23 protein-coding genes are annotated in these 20306 nt (G+C 45.2%); 20 read left to right on the top strand and 3 right to left on the bottom strand.

The annotated features are described in order from the left end of the window. The first annotated feature begins 110 nt into the window (after nucleotides 1-110). From ACTTJ8_RS00115 to ACTTJ8_RS00035, 17 genes are all read left to right on the top strand, one after another. Entirely contained in the window at nucleotides 111-1202 is a 1092-nt protein-coding gene (locus tag ACTTJ8_RS00115; protein WP_442719976.1) for a DNA-methyltransferase, read from the top strand. Continuing rightward, entirely contained in the window at nucleotides 1199-2176 is a 978-nt protein-coding gene (locus ACTTJ8_RS00110) for a hypothetical protein (protein ID WP_442719975.1), read from the top strand. Before ACTTJ8_RS00115 ends, ACTTJ8_RS00110 begins: the two co-directional genes overlap by 4 nt. Nucleotides 2177-2239: 63 nt before the next feature. After that, on the top strand, nucleotides 2240-2593 hold the full coding sequence (locus ACTTJ8_RS00105; RefSeq protein ID WP_442719974.1) for a hypothetical protein: 354 nt from the start codon (nucleotides 2240-2242) through the stop codon (nucleotides 2591-2593). Nucleotides 2594-2697: 104 nt separating this feature from the next. Beyond that, nucleotides 2698-3696 carry a major capsid protein gene (locus ACTTJ8_RS00100; protein ID WP_442719973.1) on the top strand — a complete coding sequence of 333 codons (999 nt, stop codon included), beginning with the start codon at nucleotides 2698-2700 and terminating at the stop codon, nucleotides 3694-3696. 71 nt (nucleotides 3697-3767) lie between these two features. After that, nucleotides 3768-4199 (top strand): hypothetical protein, encoded by a 432-nt coding sequence (locus tag ACTTJ8_RS00095; protein WP_442719972.1) that lies wholly within the window; start codon nucleotides 3768-3770, stop codon nucleotides 4197-4199. A gap of 94 nt (nucleotides 4200-4293) precedes the next feature. Further along, nucleotides 4294-4938, top strand: a complete 645-nt coding sequence (locus ACTTJ8_RS00090; protein ID WP_442719971.1) for a phage virion morphogenesis family protein — start codon at nucleotides 4294-4296, stop codon at nucleotides 4936-4938. Further along, nucleotides 4919-5386 carry a hypothetical protein gene (locus tag ACTTJ8_RS00085; protein ID WP_442719970.1) on the top strand — a complete coding sequence of 156 codons (468 nt, stop codon included), beginning with the start codon at nucleotides 4919-4921 and terminating at the stop codon, nucleotides 5384-5386. The genes ACTTJ8_RS00090 and ACTTJ8_RS00085 overlap by 20 nt, the downstream gene beginning before the upstream one ends. A gap of 65 nt (nucleotides 5387-5451) precedes the next feature. Further along, nucleotides 5452-6306 carry a hypothetical protein gene (locus ACTTJ8_RS00080; protein ID WP_442719969.1) on the top strand — a complete coding sequence of 285 codons (855 nt, stop codon included), beginning with the start codon at nucleotides 5452-5454 and terminating at the stop codon, nucleotides 6304-6306. Nucleotides 6307-6429: 123 nt separating this feature from the next. Continuing rightward, nucleotides 6430-6834: a hypothetical protein gene (locus ACTTJ8_RS00075; protein ID WP_442719968.1), complete on the top strand. Its 405-nt coding sequence runs from the start codon at nucleotides 6430-6432 to the stop codon at nucleotides 6832-6834. Then, nucleotides 6831-7013 (top strand): hypothetical protein, encoded by a 183-nt coding sequence (locus ACTTJ8_RS00070; RefSeq protein WP_442719967.1) that lies wholly within the window; start codon nucleotides 6831-6833, stop codon nucleotides 7011-7013. Before ACTTJ8_RS00075 ends, ACTTJ8_RS00070 begins: the two co-directional genes overlap by 4 nt. A gap of 19 nt (nucleotides 7014-7032) precedes the next feature. Then, entirely contained in the window at nucleotides 7033-10809 is a 3777-nt protein-coding gene (locus ACTTJ8_RS00065; RefSeq protein ID WP_442719966.1) for a phage tail tape measure protein, read from the top strand. A gap of 4 nt (nucleotides 10810-10813) precedes the next feature. Then, nucleotides 10814-11254: a hypothetical protein gene (locus tag ACTTJ8_RS00060; protein ID WP_442718536.1), complete on the top strand. Its 441-nt coding sequence runs from the start codon at nucleotides 10814-10816 to the stop codon at nucleotides 11252-11254. 21 nt (nucleotides 11255-11275) lie between these two features. Further along, the gene (locus tag ACTTJ8_RS00055) at nucleotides 11276-11869 is read left to right on the top strand and encodes a hypothetical protein (RefSeq protein WP_442719965.1); all 594 of its coding nucleotides are present in this window, start codon (nucleotides 11276-11278) and stop codon (nucleotides 11867-11869) included. 6 nt (nucleotides 11870-11875) lie between these two features. Next, nucleotides 11876-14242 carry a hypothetical protein gene (locus ACTTJ8_RS00050; protein WP_442719964.1) on the top strand — a complete coding sequence of 789 codons (2367 nt, stop codon included), beginning with the start codon at nucleotides 11876-11878 and terminating at the stop codon, nucleotides 14240-14242. Nucleotides 14243-14284: 42 nt separating this feature from the next. After that, nucleotides 14285-16180, top strand: a complete 1896-nt coding sequence (locus tag ACTTJ8_RS00045; protein ID WP_442719963.1) for a hypothetical protein — start codon at nucleotides 14285-14287, stop codon at nucleotides 16178-16180. A gap of 14 nt (nucleotides 16181-16194) precedes the next feature. Continuing rightward, the gene (locus ACTTJ8_RS00040; RefSeq protein WP_442719962.1) at nucleotides 16195-17085 is read left to right on the top strand and encodes a leucine-rich repeat domain-containing protein; all 891 of its coding nucleotides are present in this window, start codon (nucleotides 16195-16197) and stop codon (nucleotides 17083-17085) included. A gap of 134 nt (nucleotides 17086-17219) precedes the next feature. Then, the gene (locus ACTTJ8_RS00035) at nucleotides 17220-17525 is read left to right on the top strand and encodes a sensor histidine kinase (RefSeq protein ID WP_442718531.1); all 306 of its coding nucleotides are present in this window, start codon (nucleotides 17220-17222) and stop codon (nucleotides 17523-17525) included. 28 nt (nucleotides 17526-17553) lie between these two features. Here the strand turns inward: ACTTJ8_RS00035 and ACTTJ8_RS00030 are convergent, their stop codons facing one another. Together ACTTJ8_RS00030 and ACTTJ8_RS00025 are read right to left on the bottom strand one after the other, a co-directional pair. Further along, nucleotides 17554-17868, bottom strand: a complete 315-nt coding sequence (locus tag ACTTJ8_RS00030; protein ID WP_442716890.1) for a BrnA antitoxin family protein — start codon at nucleotides 17866-17868, stop codon at nucleotides 17554-17556. Then, nucleotides 17834-18160, bottom strand: a complete 327-nt coding sequence (locus tag ACTTJ8_RS00025; RefSeq protein WP_442718530.1) for a BrnT family toxin — start codon at nucleotides 18158-18160, stop codon at nucleotides 17834-17836. Before ACTTJ8_RS00025 ends, ACTTJ8_RS00030 begins: the two co-directional genes overlap by 35 nt. An 80-nt stretch (nucleotides 18161-18240) precedes the next feature. Here ACTTJ8_RS00025 and ACTTJ8_RS00020 point away from each other — a divergent pair, with 80 nt between their 5' ends. From ACTTJ8_RS00020 to ACTTJ8_RS00010, 3 genes are all read left to right on the top strand, one after another. After that, nucleotides 18241-18405 (top strand): hypothetical protein, encoded by a 165-nt coding sequence (locus ACTTJ8_RS00020; protein ID WP_442716888.1) that lies wholly within the window; start codon nucleotides 18241-18243, stop codon nucleotides 18403-18405. Between the two features lie 197 nt (nucleotides 18406-18602). Next, nucleotides 18603-18785: a type II toxin-antitoxin system HicA family toxin gene (locus tag ACTTJ8_RS00015; protein ID WP_442716887.1), complete on the top strand. Its 183-nt coding sequence runs from the start codon at nucleotides 18603-18605 to the stop codon at nucleotides 18783-18785. Between the two features lie 10 nt (nucleotides 18786-18795). Then, the gene (locus tag ACTTJ8_RS00010; protein WP_442716886.1) at nucleotides 18796-19185 is read left to right on the top strand and encodes a type II toxin-antitoxin system HicB family antitoxin; all 390 of its coding nucleotides are present in this window, start codon (nucleotides 18796-18798) and stop codon (nucleotides 19183-19185) included. A 432-nt stretch (nucleotides 19186-19617) separates the two neighbouring features. Here ACTTJ8_RS00010 and ACTTJ8_RS00005 read toward each other — a convergent pair. Then, on the bottom strand, nucleotides 19618-20306 hold a 689-nt coding region (locus ACTTJ8_RS00005), incomplete at its 5' end, for a PD-(D/E)XK nuclease domain-containing protein (protein WP_442719961.1).

Below are 20306 nucleotides of genomic sequence, written 5' to 3'. Positions count from 1 at the left end.
ACCTCCGCGTGCGATAGCTTTCGGAATGTTCAGTATGCCTTATGATAGCCCAATGTGGAGACCGGCGTCACACCCACCCCGCGGCCACACCTCTACCTTATGCATTCAGTATGGCACAGAGAGGAGAAAAAAGCAAGCACAACGCGGGCTTTTTTGAGGCGGTTTTACCCTTTTCTCAAAAAAACGCCTTTCGGCTGCATTTAAGCACATCGGCTCCGGCTAAAACACCCCGCGAGGGGCAAAATGCACTAGTGTACACGGGGTGCACCACCTTTTTTCACACAATAAGCCGACGCAGGAAGAAACACCCCCCTTTTAGGCAAAAAACGCTCGGCATGAGGGGCGCTCTGGAGGAGCCTCGTTCAGCTTTCTCAAGCGCTATCATAGCGGCTATGAACCTTTCAGAAAACATAACACTATTGCACGGTGACTGCATCGACCTTTTGCCCAAAATACCGGACGGCAGTATCAACGCTATTATCTCCGATCCGCCGTATGGCACCACAAAATGTGCGTGGGATATACAGATTCCTTTTGATTCATTATGGAAAGAATATAAACGTATTTTGAAACAAAGCGGAGTTATTATCCTTTTCGGAAACGAACCTTTTACGAGTGATTTGATCTGTAGTAATAAAAAAATGTTTCGCGAGAAATTAACGTGGCAAAAACATAAGCCGAGTAATATGGGAAATGCAAAGCGAATGCATCTTAAATATAGCGAGGATATTGTTGTTTTCTCATACGGGAAAAATATATATACGCCGCAAATGCAACCGAGAATATCAGACCGAGTGCGTCAAGCCCAACGAGGCAAAAGCAAACAATGGCGAACAAATGGAAACAATTCTCGTGAAGTATGTTTTGCAACACAGTACGCACCACGTGATTGGTCTAGCTTCGATGCAGACTATAAATATCCGAGTAATATTATTACCTTTCCGGGCGTTGTCAGCAATTCTCATGAAAAAGTAAATCATCCAACCCAAAAACCGGTGGCTCTACTGGAGTATTTAATAAGAACATATACGGAAGAACAGCATATCATTCTGGATAATTGTATGGGTTCCGGCACAACCGGCGTTGCCTGCATCAATACCGGTCGTAAGTTCATCGGTATAGAGCTTGACGACGGATATTTTGATATTGCAAAAAAGCGGATTGCAGCAGCGTTACAAGAGAAAGGGGAACCAAAGGCATGAGAACAGTGAGGACATTAGAGCTCGCAAAAGTCGGCGAATGGGGAATGGCATCCGATCCGATTACGGCGCAAGACTTACAAGAAGTTGTCGAAACCTTTACGCCGCGCCGTCCTGTCGGCATCGGACATGAGGCAATGCGGCGCGATGATGCGCCGAAATACGGGAACGTGTGGAGCGTTGCGCTTTCGGATGGCGGGGCAACGCTTACCGGGGATGTCGAGTTTACCGATGCCCTTGATACACTGTACACATCCGGCGCGTATGACGGTTGGAGCGTGAGCATCCCGAAGCGGGCGAAAGACGGAAAGGCGTACCTGCACCATCTTGCCTTTTTGGGAGCAACGCCGCCGAAAATACCCGGCTTAAAAGAACTTGAGGTAAAGCCGTTCAGCTATGCCGACGGGGATGTCAAGCGGGTGTTTCAGTTTTCGGGGAACTGTAGTGAATGCGCAGGAGAGGAGGTAAATATAATGAATGAGCAAGAGGTGAAAGCCTTGCAAGAAAAACTAGCCGCATTAGAAAAAGAGAATGCGGAACTCAAGGCTGTCAATGAAAAGGCAGCGGCAGATAAAAAGGAGCTTGAAGAAAAACTTGCGGCTTTGGAAGGGGAAGAAAAAAAAGAAGAGGCAATCCCTGCAGAATTTGCAGACCGGATGCAACGGCTTGAAAAAGAAGCGCGCGTGAGTAGGCTTTCTGCCTTTAAGGCAAAGATTGAGGGGAAGGTTCCTGCGGGGATTGCCTCTCAAGCGGCAGCCCTTGCCGAGCGGCTTTCAGACCGCACGGATGCGTTCAACTTTTCCGATAACGGCACAAATGTGCAAGGAACAGAGCTTGAGGCCTTGGGCGCTCTTTTAATGCACTGGCCGGAGCCGGTGAGTGTTGGGGATGCAGGTTTTGATTATAGCGACAGCGCAAGCAGTACTAAAGAAGAAGGGGCTGCGTCCTGTGGAATGAGGATGCTCGGCGCGCTTTAAAAAGCGGCGTCTTTGTTTTTATTTTCAGCCGTTTACAGGAAATTTTAAGGAGAAAAGAATTTTATGAATGCAAAAATCGGAAGCGTTACGCTTCAAGAAAAATCAGTTATCACAGGCAGTAACCACATTATCGCCGCATACCCTGTTGCAGATGGGCTTAAAGGGCTTACCGCAGGAACGGCGGTCAAAGTTGATAACGGGAAGGTGAGGCACCTTGCAACCGATGCCGATGATGCCGTCGGCATTTTGTACAATACTGTTACAGGAGACGATGACGGCAAAAGTAAAGAAGCCGTTGCGCAGGTGGTGGTATTCGGTGCGGTCAAAAAAGAATCGGTAACTTATACGGAAAGCGCAACAGCCTGTACAGAAACGCTTGTTGAGAAACTGCGGAAAAACGGTATCTACGCACTGTAGTATATGCGCGTGAAGCGTGTGCCTATTCACCCGTGCTCATGCTTCACGTGCGTACGGGTGAATAGCTTTGGATGTTTTGTTTTTGAAAAGGAGTCGATAAACCTATGCCTTTAAATGCAAGAATGACGGGCGCATTAAACGCCTTTTTTACGGTTAAAAATTTTACGGATGTCATTACGAGTTTGCCGAAACCGGCAACGCCGATGACTGATCTGTTATTTCCGAAGAATAAGCGCAAGCAGCTTACCAGTCCCTATATTGCCGTTGCCGATGTACAGGAAGAAACCGGAGCGGTGCCGGTGGTTGTTCGCGGTACTCAATCCTTTTCAGTTGATGGAGATAAGCGGAGTTTAGGGCTTGTCGAGGTAATGCCGCTTTCCATGAACAGGGTGCTTTTAGCAAGCGAGCTCAATAACCTCGTTGCAATGGGGATGACCGATGGGCTCAACGCAAAGCTCACCGAAATCAGCGAAAACCTTCGAGACCGCACGAGTACCTCAACAGAGATACTCGCATGCCAAGCCCTTTCAGGCAAGATTGCATATCCTGCTCACACGGAAGGCGGCGGGAGCGACACGTATCAGGTGGAAATCGGCACCTTAAAATCGCTTACCGCGTCTGCCCTGACTGTAGGCTCTGATATAGGAGAGCTGCAAAAAGCGCTTGAAGCACAGTACATCGAACAGCAGTTGACCGGAGCGTCAAGCGATGTGCGCTTTTTAGCCGGAGTAGATGCATACGCACTGGTCGTTGCGCTCGTAACCAAAAACGCCGGAGCTACTCCTATCCAGTGGACTGATTACGGGTGTGTTCTTTTCGGCAAGTATAAAATACAAGCGGTCTCAGGCACCTATAAGCTGCCCGGATCAGGGTCGATTACCGAAGTCATTGAAGCAAAGTCAATGCAGACGGTAGACCTTGCCAATGCAGGGAAGCTCTTTTATGCCGCCCTCGATGAGTTTGATGCGCGCGTGCAGCCTTTGCCGTTTTTTGCCGCCTATGAGTACAAAAGTGATCCTTCACGGGTTAAGATTATCTCATCGTCAAAGCCGCTTCCTGCTTTTGCCGTATCAAAATCGACGATCAAAAAATACATTGCGTAAAAAAAAGTACGATGGAAGAAACGGCAATATTTAACTCGCTTCCGGCATCCCCGTATGAAGCTGGAGGAGCAATGCACGGAATTGAAAAAAACACAGTGCAGCAGGGACAAGGAAGCGGGAGCCCTGATAGGGTTTCCGTTCCTGAGATACAAGCGTTCATAAGCCCGAAGCTTTTTAGAGAGCTTTCGTGGACGAATGGGCAGAGCGCCGAAGCGGTTACGGAAGGGTGCATCAGCAAAGCATACGACACCCTTGAAACGCTCCTCGCCTTAGTGAAAGAACCGTTTAACGCATGGAGCCGCACACAGCGGGAAGCGGTGAAGCTGATGACCGTTTCAAAGCTCTATGAGTATAACGGGGACGCGCATGGCAGAAAAGAATTTTTGCAAAGAGCAGAGCGGCTGTTAAGTGATCGGTATGGCTCAATAGAAGCCGAACGCGAGTATGCTGCTCCGTGCGCTGCCGTCTGTGTACCGGACGAAGTAAAGATATTCACGTTTTAAAACAGAGGCGCTGCACAAGAAAGACATAACCCACTAACCCTGACAAGAAGCGCCTCCTTTTTCTTTCTAACGATTTTTTTTAAGGAGGCGCTTTTTGCATATACACTTCAAACTTGAAGAAAGACACAGCATTGTACGGAATATCAGCTCATCGAAACCTTTAATGAAAGAGCTTTCTCTTATGGCGCTTTCTACCGTGCAGAAAAATATTGAAAAAGATATTACTCCGGCAAACGCAGCGCTGACGCAGGAAGTAAAACAAGGAAACAAGACACTGCGCGATACGGGACACTTACGGGCAAGCCTTACTGCGCGGCATTCTGACACTGAGGCAGTCGTCGGAACGAATGTCCCGTATGCCCAAGTACATAACCGGGAAGACGGCAGAAGCGAAACGATTATCCGAGCAAAGAATGGCAAGAGCCTTGCAATTCCGGCAAGTGCACGGGTGAGAACCTTTCAGCGGCGCTACGGTTTTTCCGCCCGCGAGGTTATCAAAGGATTACAAAAAGATAATTACAGCGTCTTTCGGCCGCTTAAAAACGGAAAGCCCGGCAATGTTATTTTTGCGCAAAAGAAAATTATTTCCCGTAAAACCATGCGCGGCGCGTCTATCCCGCTTTTTATCTTAAAAAAGAGCGTAAAGATTCCCGCCCGTCCCTTTCTCTTTATCCCCGATGCTGTCCTTGAAACAATGCTTGACCGCGTAGGAACGTATTATGCAAACAGCACCACTTAATATTATCACCTCATATATGGCGCACCTTGAAAAAGAGTGTAAAACGCAAGCCATCCTTTTACCGGCAGAAGTGCAAAGCGATAAATTCCATGTTGAACTTGCCCTGTTACCGCATCCGGTTGTGCCGGGAAACGGCGCAATCAGGATACGGCTTCGGGCAACGGCATGTGCGGAACTCGCGGCAACAGAAGCAGCCTTAAACGACTGCCTTGCCTCCTCCATTCGCTTAGCCCTCTTTTTCGACCACGCGGAAGGGTTTGCCCTCTGCAATGAAGGAACGGGGAGCGCTCCCGATGACGGGGCAAAAGAATACGGCATGGCATATCATACTGCTATCAGAGAAGATGATGAACTCTTTACTGATTTGAATGAGCGGGACGGTCAGTACTCCTACCGGGAAAGCTGGCTTGTTGAGCTTGAAGTGAAAGAAAGCGCAATCGCTTTTTAAGCAACGAAGATTGATGAAAGCAAACCACGGTACTTTCGCATTCGTGCGATTTGAGGAGGAAAAAAATGGACGTAACAAAGGCGCAGCATCCTGACAGTATGGTACTCGCTTCGGTAAAAATCGAATTATCGAATGCGGATATTGCTATCGACAAGGCAAAGAAAACGTACGAGCTTACAGAGCTTTCTGACCTTGGGCTTGCCCGCGGGGTAAAGATTGCCTTTAGCTCAAGCAAAATCGATGTAAAAGCGGATAACGGAACGGTGCCGCTGAAAGGGCAAACAGACATGAAAGCGAGCGTTGAGTTTTCGCTACTTGAGCGGTATGTCCCCTTGATCGGGCAGATTATGAAAGGCATTGCAACGGTCAAGATCATCCCCGGCACGAAGGGTAAAAAAATCGATGAACTCAATGCAGGCTCCGCGATAAAGGATAAACGCTATGAATTTCAGCACCCCAATTATGACGGAGAAAGACCTGAAAACATTGTCATTAAGCAGGGAACAAAAACGCTTACCAGTCCTGCCGATTACACGATTGAAAAAGGAGCCGCCGGAACATGGGGCTATCTTTTTACGGCAGCAGGAGACTTTGATCCCGCTAAGGCGGCAACGGTTGAATACGAAATTACCCCAATCAAAGCGTACTCACTGGGTAAGGGCTCAGGCGGCGTTGTGCAGCCGGTTTCGATGCGGCTTACCAATAAGCGAAAAGCGCAAGACGGCAGAATTATTAGCCGCACCTTTGATTTCCCCTACGGCTTTTATGACGGAGAAGATTCCATCGCGTTTAAGAGCAAAAACGATGCGGATACTGTTGCCGAAGTCGCTATGAAGTTTGAGTTTTCTCCGCACCCCGATTTAGTGTTGGATGAGGATTTTGAGCCGTTTAGTTTGTACCGCGAAACGCCGGAAGTATAGCGCAGTACTCAATGCGATAAGCGAGGGTATTGGTGTTGTTACAAGAGAAAAGGAGAGCGGGGCTTTCTGATAAAACAGGAGACCCGCTTGGCATTATGAACATAATCGGGAGAAGAAAAAAAAGTGGCACAGCAGCTTATTAATTTAGATGCGCTTCGGGCAGAAAGCCGAAAAGTACTTTTTTTAGGGCATGAATTTGAAATCGGCTATATCCCTTCAGGGCTTGCAATCCCATTAATTGAAAATCACAACAAAGACATCCAAGAGCAAAAGGAAAGCGATAGCAAAGAAAAAATTATGAGCGATGAAATCCGCGCCGTCTCTCTTTTTTGCTCCTTTTATGATTCTGCCTTTACGGAAGATTTTTTAAGAAAGCATGCCTCAAAAGCGCAAATTGATTCAATGTATACGATGCTCATTTTTGCAATCTATGAAAACTTTGTGAAAAAAGTACCGGATGAAAAGACCGGAGCAGATGAGAGCACAGAAAAAAAAACGACTGGGGTGTACTCATTGATCAAGCGATGATGCTGTACCATGTTTCAGAGCAGTTGATACTGGAAAGCTGGGCGCTTGAAACATTGGTCATAAAAGTTAGGCACGGCGTTGTCTTTGAACTGGCCAAGCGCGGTATTGTGCGGGAAGAAGCAAAAGAGACCGGCGGTTCAGTCGGAGACGATATAGCGCTTATGAACCTGTATAACTAAAGCAGAAAAGAGAAAAGCTATGGCAGTTACGGCAAAAGAAATCACCTTAAAAATCCTTGCAGACAATACCGACTTTAATAAAAGCGTTACAGAGACAACAAGAAAGCTTGAAGACTTTAAAAAGGCTACGAAGGATGCAAGTGAATTGTTCACAAGTCTTTCAAAACAAGCAGCCGTTGCAACAACCGCGATTGCAGCAACCGGTATGGCTGCGGCGAAGCTTGCCCGTGATTTTAATGCAGGATTCGCTATGGTGCAAACCCTTATTCCCGGCGCAACAGAGCGGATAAAACAGCTGCAAGCAAACATCCTAGACCTATCCCCCGCAGTGGGAAAAACAACGAAAGATTTAACCGATGGCTTATATGAAATAATCTCTGCATTCGGCGATTCTGCCGATAGTGCGAAACATCTTGAACTTGCCGCAAAGGGCGCGACGGCAGGAGGGGCAACGACAAAAGATGCCATCAAGCTCCTTTCAGCCGTTACCAAAGCATACGGAAACACCTCCAACGAGGCACAGAAAAAAGTATCGGATTTAGCCTTTACCACGGTCAAACTCGGGCAGACCTCCTTCCCGGAATTGGCAGCATCTATCCAGCGGGTAACGAGTCAAAGTAATACCTTAGGCATTAGTCAAGAAGAACTATTTGCCGTCTTTTCTTCCGGTACCGGCGTTATCGGCGGGGCTGCGGAAGTTTCAACAAAGTTTTCTGCGGTGCTTACAGAGCTGCAAAAACCGGGGGAGCGTTTAGCGGCAACCTTTCAGGAACTCGGCGTTGTCTCCGGAGATGCACTTATTGAAAAATTCGGCGGACTCCAAGGAGCGCTTACCGCCCTCAAAGAGCAAGCGGCCAGAACCGGAGAGCCGGTCAGCAATCTTTTTGGCAGCGCCGAAGCGGGAAAACTTGCCCTGTATGCGGCAGGCGCGGGCACTCAAAAGTTTACGAGCGATTTACGCGCCATGCAGGAAGCGGCAGGAGCGACGGAACAAGCGTTCACCGAGGCGACAACAGCGGGGCCGAATGCCTTTGGTTTTCAGCTCCAGCAGGCTGCCCTTCATGCACAAAGTTTTGCGATTAAAATCGGGCAAGAGCTCATTCCTTCCGTACAAGCACTTCTTGAGCCGCTTTTTCAAGGCGCTGAATACCTGCAAAAACTTGATAGCGCAACATTACAAAACATTATCAGTGTGGGGAAAATTGTTCTTTCAGTTACCGCAGTTACTGCTGCTGTCATGGGTGTTATCCCGGCAATGATTCAAGCGAAAGGGGCTATCGAAAAAGTGCAAGGAGCGTTTAAGGCGTTCGATGCAGCTTTACAGACGAATCACATCGGTCTTATTGTCATCAGCGTAACAGCGGCGGTTGTGGCGATTAAAGAACTGTGCGCATGGCTTGACCGTGCTGCGGAAAAAGAGCGATCCCTTCGTTTAGCAGCAATGGACGAGAATGCCGCCTTTATGAAAAAGGCGCAAGGAATAAGCGCTCTTGCAAAAGAATATGCAACGCTTGAAGCAAAGCAAAAGCTCTCCAATCAAGAATCGCTTCGCATGAAAGAAATTGCGCAAGAGCTGGCAGCAATTACCGGACAATCAGCCGGCGTTGTCGATGAGATTACCGGTAAAACGATTGCACGCATTGAAAATTTTGTAAGCGGGGCACATGAACTGGCAGCCCTCAAAGAAAGCGATCTTGCGCATAATAAAGAAGTCTTGAATGACCTTGAAAAGGCGGAAGAAGCGCTGACAGAAAAGGTAAAGGAATATGGCGAAAGCACCGCCTGGTCAATTGCAGAAACATTAGAGCATTTTGCCCTATTACCGGCTTCCCTTAAAACGGTAACGTCCGCGAAAGAGGGACTTACCAAGGTCAGAGACGAGATGAGTAAGCTTAAAACCGACATCAGAGAAACGGAAGCCGGTATTGCCTCTTTAAAAGACTTATCAAAAGAGTCCTTCACTCCGGAGTCAGCCGCGACACCAGAGGCTGCCTCTTCAGGAAATACTCCGGAAAAGACCAAAAAAGGAAAAGAAGACAAGACGCAAAAGGAACGTCTTGCAGAACTTGATGCGACGTTTAAACTGGAAATTGAACTGCTTGAAAAACAAAACCTCACGGCAGCACAAAAGCAAACGGAAAAAGAGAAAATAGAAGAAGATCATTACAAAAAGCGGCTTAACCTCTTAAAGACCTTTCATAAAGAAAATGTTACGGAACAATTAAAAGAAAATGGAAATATCTCATTAACCTTAGAGCAATCCTTAGTAAAAGAAGTCGGGAAAGCGCATCAATCCATTAAAGAAGAAACGGAACAAACGAACGCCGACCTTGCCCGCCTTGCCGATGAGCGGCATAAAAAAGAAATTGAAGCCATACATAAAACAGCGGAGGAGACAAAGAAAAGCGTTACCGCAGAAGTCGCCTTAAAAAAAGAACTCAAGACTCTAGAAGGGAAAACGGATGCAGAGCGTACGCGTAATGAACATCTTGCCCGGGCACAAGGGTATTTAGAAAAACAGAATGAACTTTCCCGCGAATACCTTCGCTTAAAAGATTCAGGCAATGAAAAAGAAAAGGAAAAGGCACAAGCCATAAAAGAACAGATCGAGAAACTAAAGGAGATGAAGCAGACGGAAGAAGATGCGGCAAAGGAAACAGGGAAATCGTTTGCGCAAGCGGCAAACGAAGTCGCAGATGCGTTCTCGAAAATCGGAAGCGCTCTCCAGCAGGTTGTACAGTCGATCGCTCAGGCGGGAAAAGCAGCTATCGACAATAAAGAAGCGGAGCGCAAACGGGAACAAGCGTTGAGGCTTGCAGAAATTGAAAAAGAGAAAAATGAGCGGCTTCTTGAACTTGATAATGAGCTTGCCGAAAGAAGAGAGCAAAAGCAAGCAGAGGATGTCGAGCGGGAAGAGGCGCGGCGGAATGAAGAATATGAAAAACAGCAGGCGCACAGAACACGAACAATCCAAGAATTGTCTGGGCAATTTGAAGCAGAGACAAACCTTGAAAAGCTCCGGAACTTAGAAAAGCAGCTTGAAGAGGCACGGCAAAAGAAAGCGGAAGCTGCAGCACAAAAGAAAGAAGCGGATGAAAAACGGAAGAGAGAGAAGGAAGCGCGTATCGCTGAGGTGCAGTTATTAAACGCAAAAGCGCAAGCAGAATATGAGTATGCCGCTGCCCGTATTCAAACGGAAAATGCGGCAGGAGAGGCGTCTGCAAAAGCGGCACAACAGACGGCCGCATGGCAAAAAGCTCAAGGAGTTATCAATCTTTCTATACAGGCCGCTATCGAGACAGCTCAAGCAGTTGCGCGTTTTGCGATACCCGATCCGATTGGCGGGGCAGCACACACAGCAGCAGCTATTGCCGCAGGGATTCAAATCGGTGTGGTAGCGGCTCAACCACGTCCTCCCGATTATATCCAGCAGCCGCTTCCCGCTGCTCCCCGCCCGATAAAATTCGCACAAGGAGGAATCGTCCTTCCATCAAAAGACGGCACCGGCATAACGCTCCCCGGAGGAGCGCCCGGTCTTGTAGGAGAGGCGGGGCTTGCTGAACTTATTTTACCGCTTAATACGCCGAACCTCGAAAAAATGTTTAAAGCGGCAGGAGTGCACCAGCAGCAGGATAATTCCCAACAGGTCAGCTATAATCCGTCGTATCACATTGAGATCACACAAAACCAGCACGATTCTCTTGAGGAGAATATGCTTAACATGCTCCGCTCCCATGACCGGGAATTGCTGCATATTGTTGAAGACGGCAAACAGCGCTGGTATGTCGGGGAGTAAAAAGATGAAAGAAAGTGAATACCTTGCACACTATTATCCGCAGGACTTTATCTGTATTGCCGATGCGTTTTATCCGCTGCCGAAAGGCGGACAGCTTTCCATTGAAGACAAAGAAGTCAGCACCACCTTTACCACAGCAGACGGCTCCAAGCGCAAAGATATTATCCGCCGCTACAAAGCCGTTTCGATTAAATACAATCTTTTAACCCAAGAAGGCTATGAGAGCCTTTCACACATTATCGAACAAATTGAAAGCGCTTTTTATGATGAGGGAAAATACCTGTATCTCAAAAAAGAGCGGATGCCGCCGATAGCGCCTCCTGATGCGGTACGGCTTCTTTTTGACCGCATTACAATTGATACGGTACAACCGAAAAAGATGAGCTACCGCATGAGAAAAAACGGCTGCTTCCTTTATGAAGGGCTTGCATTAAAATTCAATTAACAGGAGGTGCATAAAACGGCTATGGCGTTACGAACAAAGCTTGATCAACTGATTGTACAGCTTAAAAATAGTGTGCCGCAAACAGTACTTGCCGATGATGCTCTTTTAGAAAGTAACTGGAATAATATGTGCGCGTCGATAAAACTTCTGACACAAGCCGTTGAGACAATCCGTTCGGAAAATCCCGATGTGCCGCCGGTTGGTTTTTCTTATGTTCGCTTACCCGGTATGGAAGTGCCATGGGAACAATATCCGAGAACAACAAAAAGTCAGTGGGCGGCTATCCATGAGCGATATCCGGGAGATTTCTTCCGGCTTGCAGGGGGGAACGCCAGTAAGTTTCAAGCAACCGGTACCGCAATAAGCCATGACTCCGGAGTAGGCGGTACAGGCGGCGGACAGATTGATACCATACAATCACATACCCACGGGTATGAAGATTATAATGCATCACGGCATGAGGCGGGAACGGCAGGTGCTTCAAGTCAAAGTTATACGCGATATATGTATGATGAACAACGGAGTGCGTATACCACGAAAGACGATAATGCGCGCCATTCGCAAGAAACGCGCCCGCTCAATGTTACCGTTGAATGGTATGTCTATAACGGGTAGCGACTGATGAAAGCTGTCAGAGACGAGACTGCACGTATCATACGGGGAAATAACCGCCGCTATACGGCCGCTGTTGTGTTTAGTTTTTTATCATGCAGAGCCCCTGAAAGTATTAAAATACAGGCCTCGAATGCGCAAAATGGATCGGTACCCGATCAGATTGTCTATCCCTATCTTTCTCATCTTGAAGATCGTTTTTTTACCAGGAGTATGATGAGAGGGTGCCTGTTTCCCAACCCGGAAAATAAACATAAAGATGGTAGGCTCCATCCGGTAAAAAATCGGGCATATTCACGCATTGGGTACATTGGAGCAAAAGCAGATATACACGGAAGTGTCAGCGATACAATTACCTTATACATGCCGTCGATCGAATTAAGAAAAATAACACTCAAAACAAACCCTGATAGAATCATACAACAAGCTCTCATTACGGCAAAGACAAAAACAGGGATACCTCTCGCGCACTACCAAATCGAAAACAATAGTGCCGACACACTCAGCTTTGACCTACCGGCACAAAATGCGGCAATATTAGAACTACATATCATCAAGCATACGCCAAACAAACGGATATGGATTATCGCCTTTTATCCGGGCTTTGAATTTTCTATTTCCGAAAAAGATATTATCAGCATCAAAACAAAAAAGAAAAAGACGGAAAATAAAGAAGGTTCAATCGGAAGGCTTTATATCAGCTCAATTGATATGGTATTGAATAACATCACCCGGCTCTATGACAATAAAAATAGCAAAAGTCCGATCGCCGGCTATTTAAATACCAATGCAATTTGCTCCGCACGTCTTTTGCTCAAACAACCTGATTCTTATAAGCCTTTCTTCGTTGATTTGGGAACCTTTTTTGTTATGACAATACAAAACAATGAAAAAGATGCAACGGTTACCATCAAAGCGCAAGATTACATCGGCGTCAATAAAAATACCTATCTGACACTCGGTATACAAGAACAGACAAATGCGTTTGCCTGTTTTGCGAAAATAGCGAACGCACTCAGTCTTTCAACAACCCGTATCGACACAGCTTTGAAACGGATACGGCTGAAAAGGATGCCACTCAATGGAACCGTCAGTTCGCTTCTTAATGCTTTGTGCCTTTTAACGAATGCTTTCTGCGCATGCGATGAAACCGGAAGTGCTCTCATTGCAACGGAAACACTCTCCCGTCATGCGGCTTTGCGCTATCCGGTCAGGCACTTTCTTTTGAATGAATATTCAGGAGGCAAACAAGGAGCGGCTGCACAAAATACGCCGAATGTTATCAATCTTTCATATTCGCAGTATGAATATGAAGATGAATATCACATCGGCTCAAAAGACGTTATTCTCTATCAGCGCATAAAAAAACAGTCATTTCCAGATACCTACAAAAATGTACCGTACGGCATGTATCCGGTAGGGGGAGGTCTTGAGCCGTCTTTTACAAAACGATATATACTGCCTACAACCTTTGCGGCAATTGAACTTTCAGATCCCTTTATCCCGAGAGCATTTGAATATCGTATCATCTATCAGTATGACGATGCGGGCAAAGCCATAAAAGCAGAAATAAGCCTCTGGAATTTTGTTGATAAAAATGAAGGAGAACAACTAACGATCTGCATTATGGTAAAAGAAAAGCCTGATCATATTCTCCTTAAAGCTGAGCAGATTACGGTGCCGAAAATGCCGCAAGACTATCAAATCCCTGATAAACACGCAGTATTTAATCAAGGAGATGCTGCCGCAGTTGAGTCCCATAATGCACTGAATAAACCATTGGAATATAAAATTGAAATGAAAGATTGCGTCAATATCTCCCATGTGGAAATCGCAAACCTTTTTTTAAAAAGTCAGTTTGAATTTTCGTATCGAATGACAGCACTGGGGATTCATCTTAAAATATGGAATTATTTCCCGCATCATCCGCAAACTGTTACCGTCAATATCTATGGCAATCGCCTCGTTGCCGGAAAGGAAAAGAAAACCATTACTGCACGCAATGAAGATGATATTCAGCGTAATGGAGAAATTATCAAAAATATTGAAGTCGGCCCGCTTGCAAGTGATACCGTTGCATTAGAGGTATTAAAAAAGATGGCTCACTTTTACCGGCATTTTTCAACCGATACGTCCATTCAAACATGGGCAGACCCGCGCCTTTCACTCTATGACCTCGTAGCGTTTAAAAGTCTGCGCGGCTACGGATTTACACAAGGCGTTATTGATGAGATTGAAATGGAATATAAGGGCTATCTTACCCAAAAAATAAAACTCAAGCAAACCAAAAAGCACTCGCGCGATTCACGGCTTTTTCTCGGTATGGTTTTTAATGATCGCCCGGTCATTTCAAAGCGAGGAACAGACTATGCCTAAAAGCATTACGTTTAAGAAGGTGAAAAAAGAAAAGGAGCTGCTATGCAGAAGGTATTTAACGCAGATATTTTAATGGAAAACCCGGATAATTTTGTTCGGGATGAACACATTACAAACATTATTCCGAATAATCCTTATTATGTTGTTCACAGCATCTATTTTGCACAATCGCTGACCGTTTTTGAAGATGCAGCACGGAAAAAGCGGCTTGTCCTTAATGTCGATTATGAATATGCGAGCATTGATTCTGTTGCTTCCGAGCTTTCAAATAAAGACTGCTATCGGGCAATTATATTCTTAAAAACTGTATCGCAGGCGTACATCGACTATCATTCTTACGGCGATTTAGTGAGCGCAGATATGCTGAACAGAATCAGCGAAAATACAGAACAAGTCAAAGAACAATCAGATATTCTTTCAAAAAAAGTAACAGACCTTACAAATGAGCTTGCCGCACATCAAAAGGATACTGCTCCTCATGGCGCACAAGAAAGCGTCTATCCAAAAGCCCTAGCCTTGCGCAGCGAAGCGGGAACATTGAAAGCCGCAGACGCAACAGACGAACAGGAGCTTACGACACTCGGTCAAATAAATAAAACTATTACAGCGACAAAAAACGACGTACAAACAAGAATACAAAAAGCAAAAGAAGAAGCGCTTGATACGATTGATAAAAACATAAAAGCGCTTATTGATAATGCGCCAGAGGATTTAAATACCTTGAAAAAACTTGCAACACGCGCAAATCAAAACAAGCAGGACATCGAAACGCTCAAAGCGATCAGAGAAAACCGTATGCCCTTAAACCCCGTATGCGCCTACGACATGGCGGATATAGCACTAGATGAAACGCCTTTGTTCACCCTTCCAGCTCCTATTGTTCAAAAGAAAGAAGCTAAAATATACGGAAACAGCGCAATGCCGCTAAAAACAAATACCCGCTATCATATTAGTATTACTTCAAAGTGGACGGGAGATGCCCGGCCGTATCTTATGGTATTTCGATCTGATGGGAAAGAGAGCCCTTGGGGGGCTGACATAAATGACACACAAGAATTTTACGTGGAGATACCGTCCGAAGGTGTCTTTTATTTGGGTATCTGGATGCACGGCTCTGAAAGCTATAAGGTTCAGCTGGCTGATAGCGTAACGATAGAAAAACTTACCATAACAGAGGTAAAAGCCGTAACGGTTATTGATAGCTCTGGGAATATGCAGCAAAGCATTTTAACCGGCACTTTTGAAAAAACAAAAGATGCGTCGGTTGGCTCTGTTATTCATTTTAAAGGAGGGTGCGCTCAAAGAGCTCCGATTCCCTGCATGGGCATAGGCAAACAATGGAGTCATTCACGATGGGTAAAAATAAATACCACGCAGCCTAAAAATTCTTTTAATCATATATGGGATTATAGTAAATTTGATTGTGGGTATTTTTTTACAGATGAGGACGGAAATATAGAGTCCTTTTATGTAACAACCAGTCTGAGGTATGTCCCTTACGAATCTTTTTCTATATCTCCTGAAAAACTTCCCAAAAACGAATGGCTTAATATCGTTACAATGACCGATATGCAGGCTACTTACTGTAGAAAAATCGTATATATTAACAAAGAAAAAGTAATAGATTCAATAACGAAAGAAAAGTTTTCCAATCTTTTGGAAAACGACGAATTGCATTATGATATGGCAGAAAGCCCCTATGTAAAAACCGTAAAAGGGGCACTTGCAAACCTTCTTTTCTTTGACCGGCTTTTAACAGAAGCGGAAGTGCAATGGCTGGGGAGCAATCCCTATTATCCGGTAAAACGATATAGCCTTGCAGAGTATAAGGCAGATGAAAACAGAGCGCTGCTTGAAACGCTACAGCAAGAATTAAAAACCTTGGTACCTAAAAGTGCATTCAACCTTACCGGTTCTACACTCTCAATGCAGCTGTAAGGAGGCGGCTTGAAATGCTTACATACAACGGAACAGCAATAAAGCATGTTAACTTCAATGGCACGGCTATTGAGAGCGGAACCTTTAACGGCGTTACCGTCTTTGAAGAAGGACAAGAAAATACGGTAGTATTACGAACGACACAGCAGACTATAAAACTAACAGTACGAACCCTAACAGGCAGTGATGTAGAAGTATGGAACGCCGGTGAAAAAGTAGCGGTCTTGAAAAGCGATAAGGAGGGAGAGGTTTTACTCAAAGACACGGGGAAGAATGTTACTATCAAAGGGCGTGATATAAATACTCTGTCCTGCAACTACAACCAACTTACGAGCCTGAACGTGCAAGGGTGTACTGAGTTACAAGACCTTGTCTGCTTCGGCAACCCACTTACGAGTCTAAACCTGCAGGGGCTGTCCGCTTTGCAATATCTGGACTGCTTCCGCTGCGAGCTTAGTAGTCTAAACGTGCAGGGGTGTTCTGCGTTGCAAGAGCTGGAATGCTCCCGCAACACGTTTATGAGCCTGAACGCGCAAGGGTGTACTGCGTTGCAATATCTGTCCTGCGCCGACAACCTGATGGAGAGCCTGAACGCGCAAGGGTGTACTGCGTTGCAATATCTGTCCTGCGCCGACAACCTGATGGAGAGCCTGAGCGTGCAGGGGATGTCTGCTTTGCAATCGCTGAAATGCTGCGGCAACCTGCTTACCGCAGATGTTTTTAAGGATATATTTATCAATATTGCAAAAACTAACAAAAGTGGAAGAGCCCTTCTCTATTGCAATGGCGATTATAACTACAAAGATTTTACACAGCCGGCTGAATTAGCGAGTGCTTTTAATGCAGCAAAAGCAAAGGGGTGGAAATTCTATAAGAACGATTCTTCTGAAAGAAATCTATTATAAAGGTGTCGATGCTAGGAGATCAATAAGGGTATTATAAGAATATCGAGGGAATGTCTGGGTTTTGTTTGATGGGTTTCTTTTACACTTAATCTGTATAAGGGCTTTACTGTAAATAGTCATTATTTATTATAATAATGGGTTCAGTATTGGGTATAAGTAATAACGTTCATGCAAAAGCAGAAGAAACAAGTGTGGTTATTAGGAATGTTGAATATTCGGGAAAAGATGGGGCAGCCTTGCCTCACCATGATAAGATCCGCATCATGATTTTTGACGACGGAACAGGTTTTGATACAGCGGCACTGTATGCTGCAAGCGGGCTGCACTTTGGCATGAGGGGTATGGAAATGAGAGCAAAGCTATTGGGAGGAACGCTCACCATCACCAGCAAACCAGAAACGGGGACGGAAGTACGGGTAGACGTGCCGGCGAATGGGTAGCGGTTTCGTACGCCATATTGACCTCTTTTTACATTGATGCAATCGGACATCCGTTCATCCGCGCCCACCGCAGCACATTGTTAAGCCGCGACTGATAGCCTTTTCCATCCTTTCTCAGCCATGCTAAGGTATCATTATCAATTTTTGTATGTATATCGGTCTTGGGGATTTTTAATGACTGAAAATAGTAAAAACCGCCAGTGCTGTCAGGGGCACTTTGAGGAATATCTTCATAATTTATTTCAGTATCGGGCATGTTATCTAGTTTTTCTAATACTGCCCGATCTTCCGCTGTCAACGGTGGAAAATCAATAACCTTGTATTCTCTTTGCGTTCTCTTCATAGCATCGTATCTCCATTTTGTCGGCTTTGCGGGCAGATATAAGCCGTATCAAATTGTCTCTATCAGTTGCGATTACACTTACGATGTAATGCCCTTCAATTTTGCCAATGTACTTCTCTCTATATTCATCATCGGAATGGGAGTAGTCATACACATTGTACAGTAACGGATCGTTGAATACACGACTTGCAAGTTCAAAAGACAACCCTGCATGTTTTTTCTTGTTGAGTTCATTCTTTTCCGTATCCCATACAAATGTATTAAGATATACAAAATCCGTATTCCGCTCCACATCCTTATGGTACATCATCCTTGTACATAAATCAAGAAGGCTGTAACGCTATAGCCGGCTAAAAAGGCAAAGCGGATATAGTGGTTATACGTTTTGATACAACGGCACTGTATGCTGAAAGCGGGCTGCGCTTTGGCATGAGGGGTATGGAAATGAGGGCAAAGCTATTAGGCGGAACGCTCACCATCACCAGTAAACCGGAAACGGGGACGGAAGTACGGGTAGAAGTGCCGCGTGAAGGCTAGAGAGAACTCCGGAAAACATCACGCCTATCGGTTTGTCCGCAATGGTAGGTTAAAACGGGGGTGCTGATTCCTATTTCGGAAAAGCAACTGTCAATTATTGCAGCATGAGGAAGCGTAGCGATTTCTTTTTCGGTTAGATTTAACGTGAGGCAATGCGGTAACTTGACATACGTATTTATAATACGTATTATAAAATTATGACTGCAAAAGAAGTTTTAAAGCTATTAAACCAAAATGGCTGGTATGTGCACGAAACAAAAGGTTCTCACTTTCAGCTCAAGCATCCTGAAAAGCAAGGAAAAATAACTATTCCTATGCACGGCGGTGATTTAAAACCAGGCACTTTGAATAGCGTCTTAAAACAAGCAGGATTAAAGTAGGAGGCGATATATGCGTAAAATGACTTATTTAGCAGTTTTTGAGCCGGCAGGAAACGGCGCCTATAGCGTCTATTTTCCGAATGTCTTAGGTTGTGTAAGTTACGGAAAAAACTTTCAAGAGGCGCAAGCAATGGCACAAGAAGCGCTCGAATTGCATATATACAGTATGGAAAAAGACGGTGATACGTTGCCTATTGAGACTTTTTCTGATATACAAACAAATGCAGGCGATATAGTATATGCAATTACTATTTATCCTGATTTTGTGAAAAATCAAATGGATAATCGGCGAGTTAAAACTAATTGTACTATTCCGTATACGCTAAAACGGAAAGCAGAAATGCAAGGTATAAATTTTTCTCAAGTATTGGAAACTTCGCTAAAAGCAATGCTACAATGAATATTGATTAGTTGCAGCTAAAAACTAACCGAATGCGCATGATTGACAAGAATACGTTCATAGCCTAATACAAAAAAAGTTAGAGTTACACATTTTTTTGACAGATAAAGTGTAAGATAACTAATTAAAAATATGTACTAAAACGCCATAAAATGAGCGATTTGCCCTATCTTTTAGCGTTTTTTCTTGATACAGAGTTAACAAATGTACTCAGCAAGTACATTTGTTAGCGATGCTCTCCATATCGCTGCTGAGCCTGTATCACAATAGCTCTACTTTCCACTCTTTGACGGTACGCTTTTCTTCGTCGAAACCCTGTCAAACAATGTCCGTCCGTGGACCTTGTTTGACGTCGAGTTTTTGCTCACGCAAAAACGTCGCTACTGCGTGGAACCACCGCCGTCCATGGCGGATCGGTGCAGGATTTATCTATCATAGCTGTTCTACTTTCCAGTCTCTAATCGTTCGTGTCACTTCATCAAATCCTGCACCGATGAGCACTATCTTTTTCCCGTCTACAAGATATTTCTCTGCGTAGTGCTTCTCTTTTATCTGGTTGAGCGCATCCTCTGCGCTACCGTTGCCGGTGAGCTTAAACTCGAAAAGGTAAACACACTCAGCCGTGTATACCACACAATCTATTCTACCTGTGCTGCAATACTCCTCCGTCTGCACAAACTGTCCTATCAGCTTAAAGACTAGGTATACCGCGGCTTGGTAGTTCTGTTCCCTCAACCTCAAGTTTTCTTCCGTAAAATTATCATACGGAATACCGGCAATAAGCGACTGCATCCGCTCCATAAAGCTATCAACTTTTCCCCCACGGATGTCTTGCACAAATCGTGCAACCCAGGCTCCCCCTTGGGTAAGCGGTATAGCAGAATATGCAGGCAGCAGATTCTCTAAAAAGCCGTAGCGCACTTCATCATTGGGAAAGCCGAGCCGGTACAGTCTGACATCGCTGATATACTCTTTTATGGTTAAATATCCTGCTTGAAAGAGAATGGGTAGTGCATCTTCTGCCGCCGCTCGATACGTTTCCAATCCTGATTCATTGAGTTCAACATTGCCGTCTAAGTCCGGAATGTAATAGTGTGCTTCTTTTAAGTACTTCACCAAAA

This window comes from Treponema sp. (assembly GCF_052169735.1).
GTDB lineage: Bacteria > Spirochaetota > Spirochaetia > Treponematales > Treponemataceae > Treponema.
This window is presented reverse-complemented; position numbering and strand designations above follow the sequence as displayed.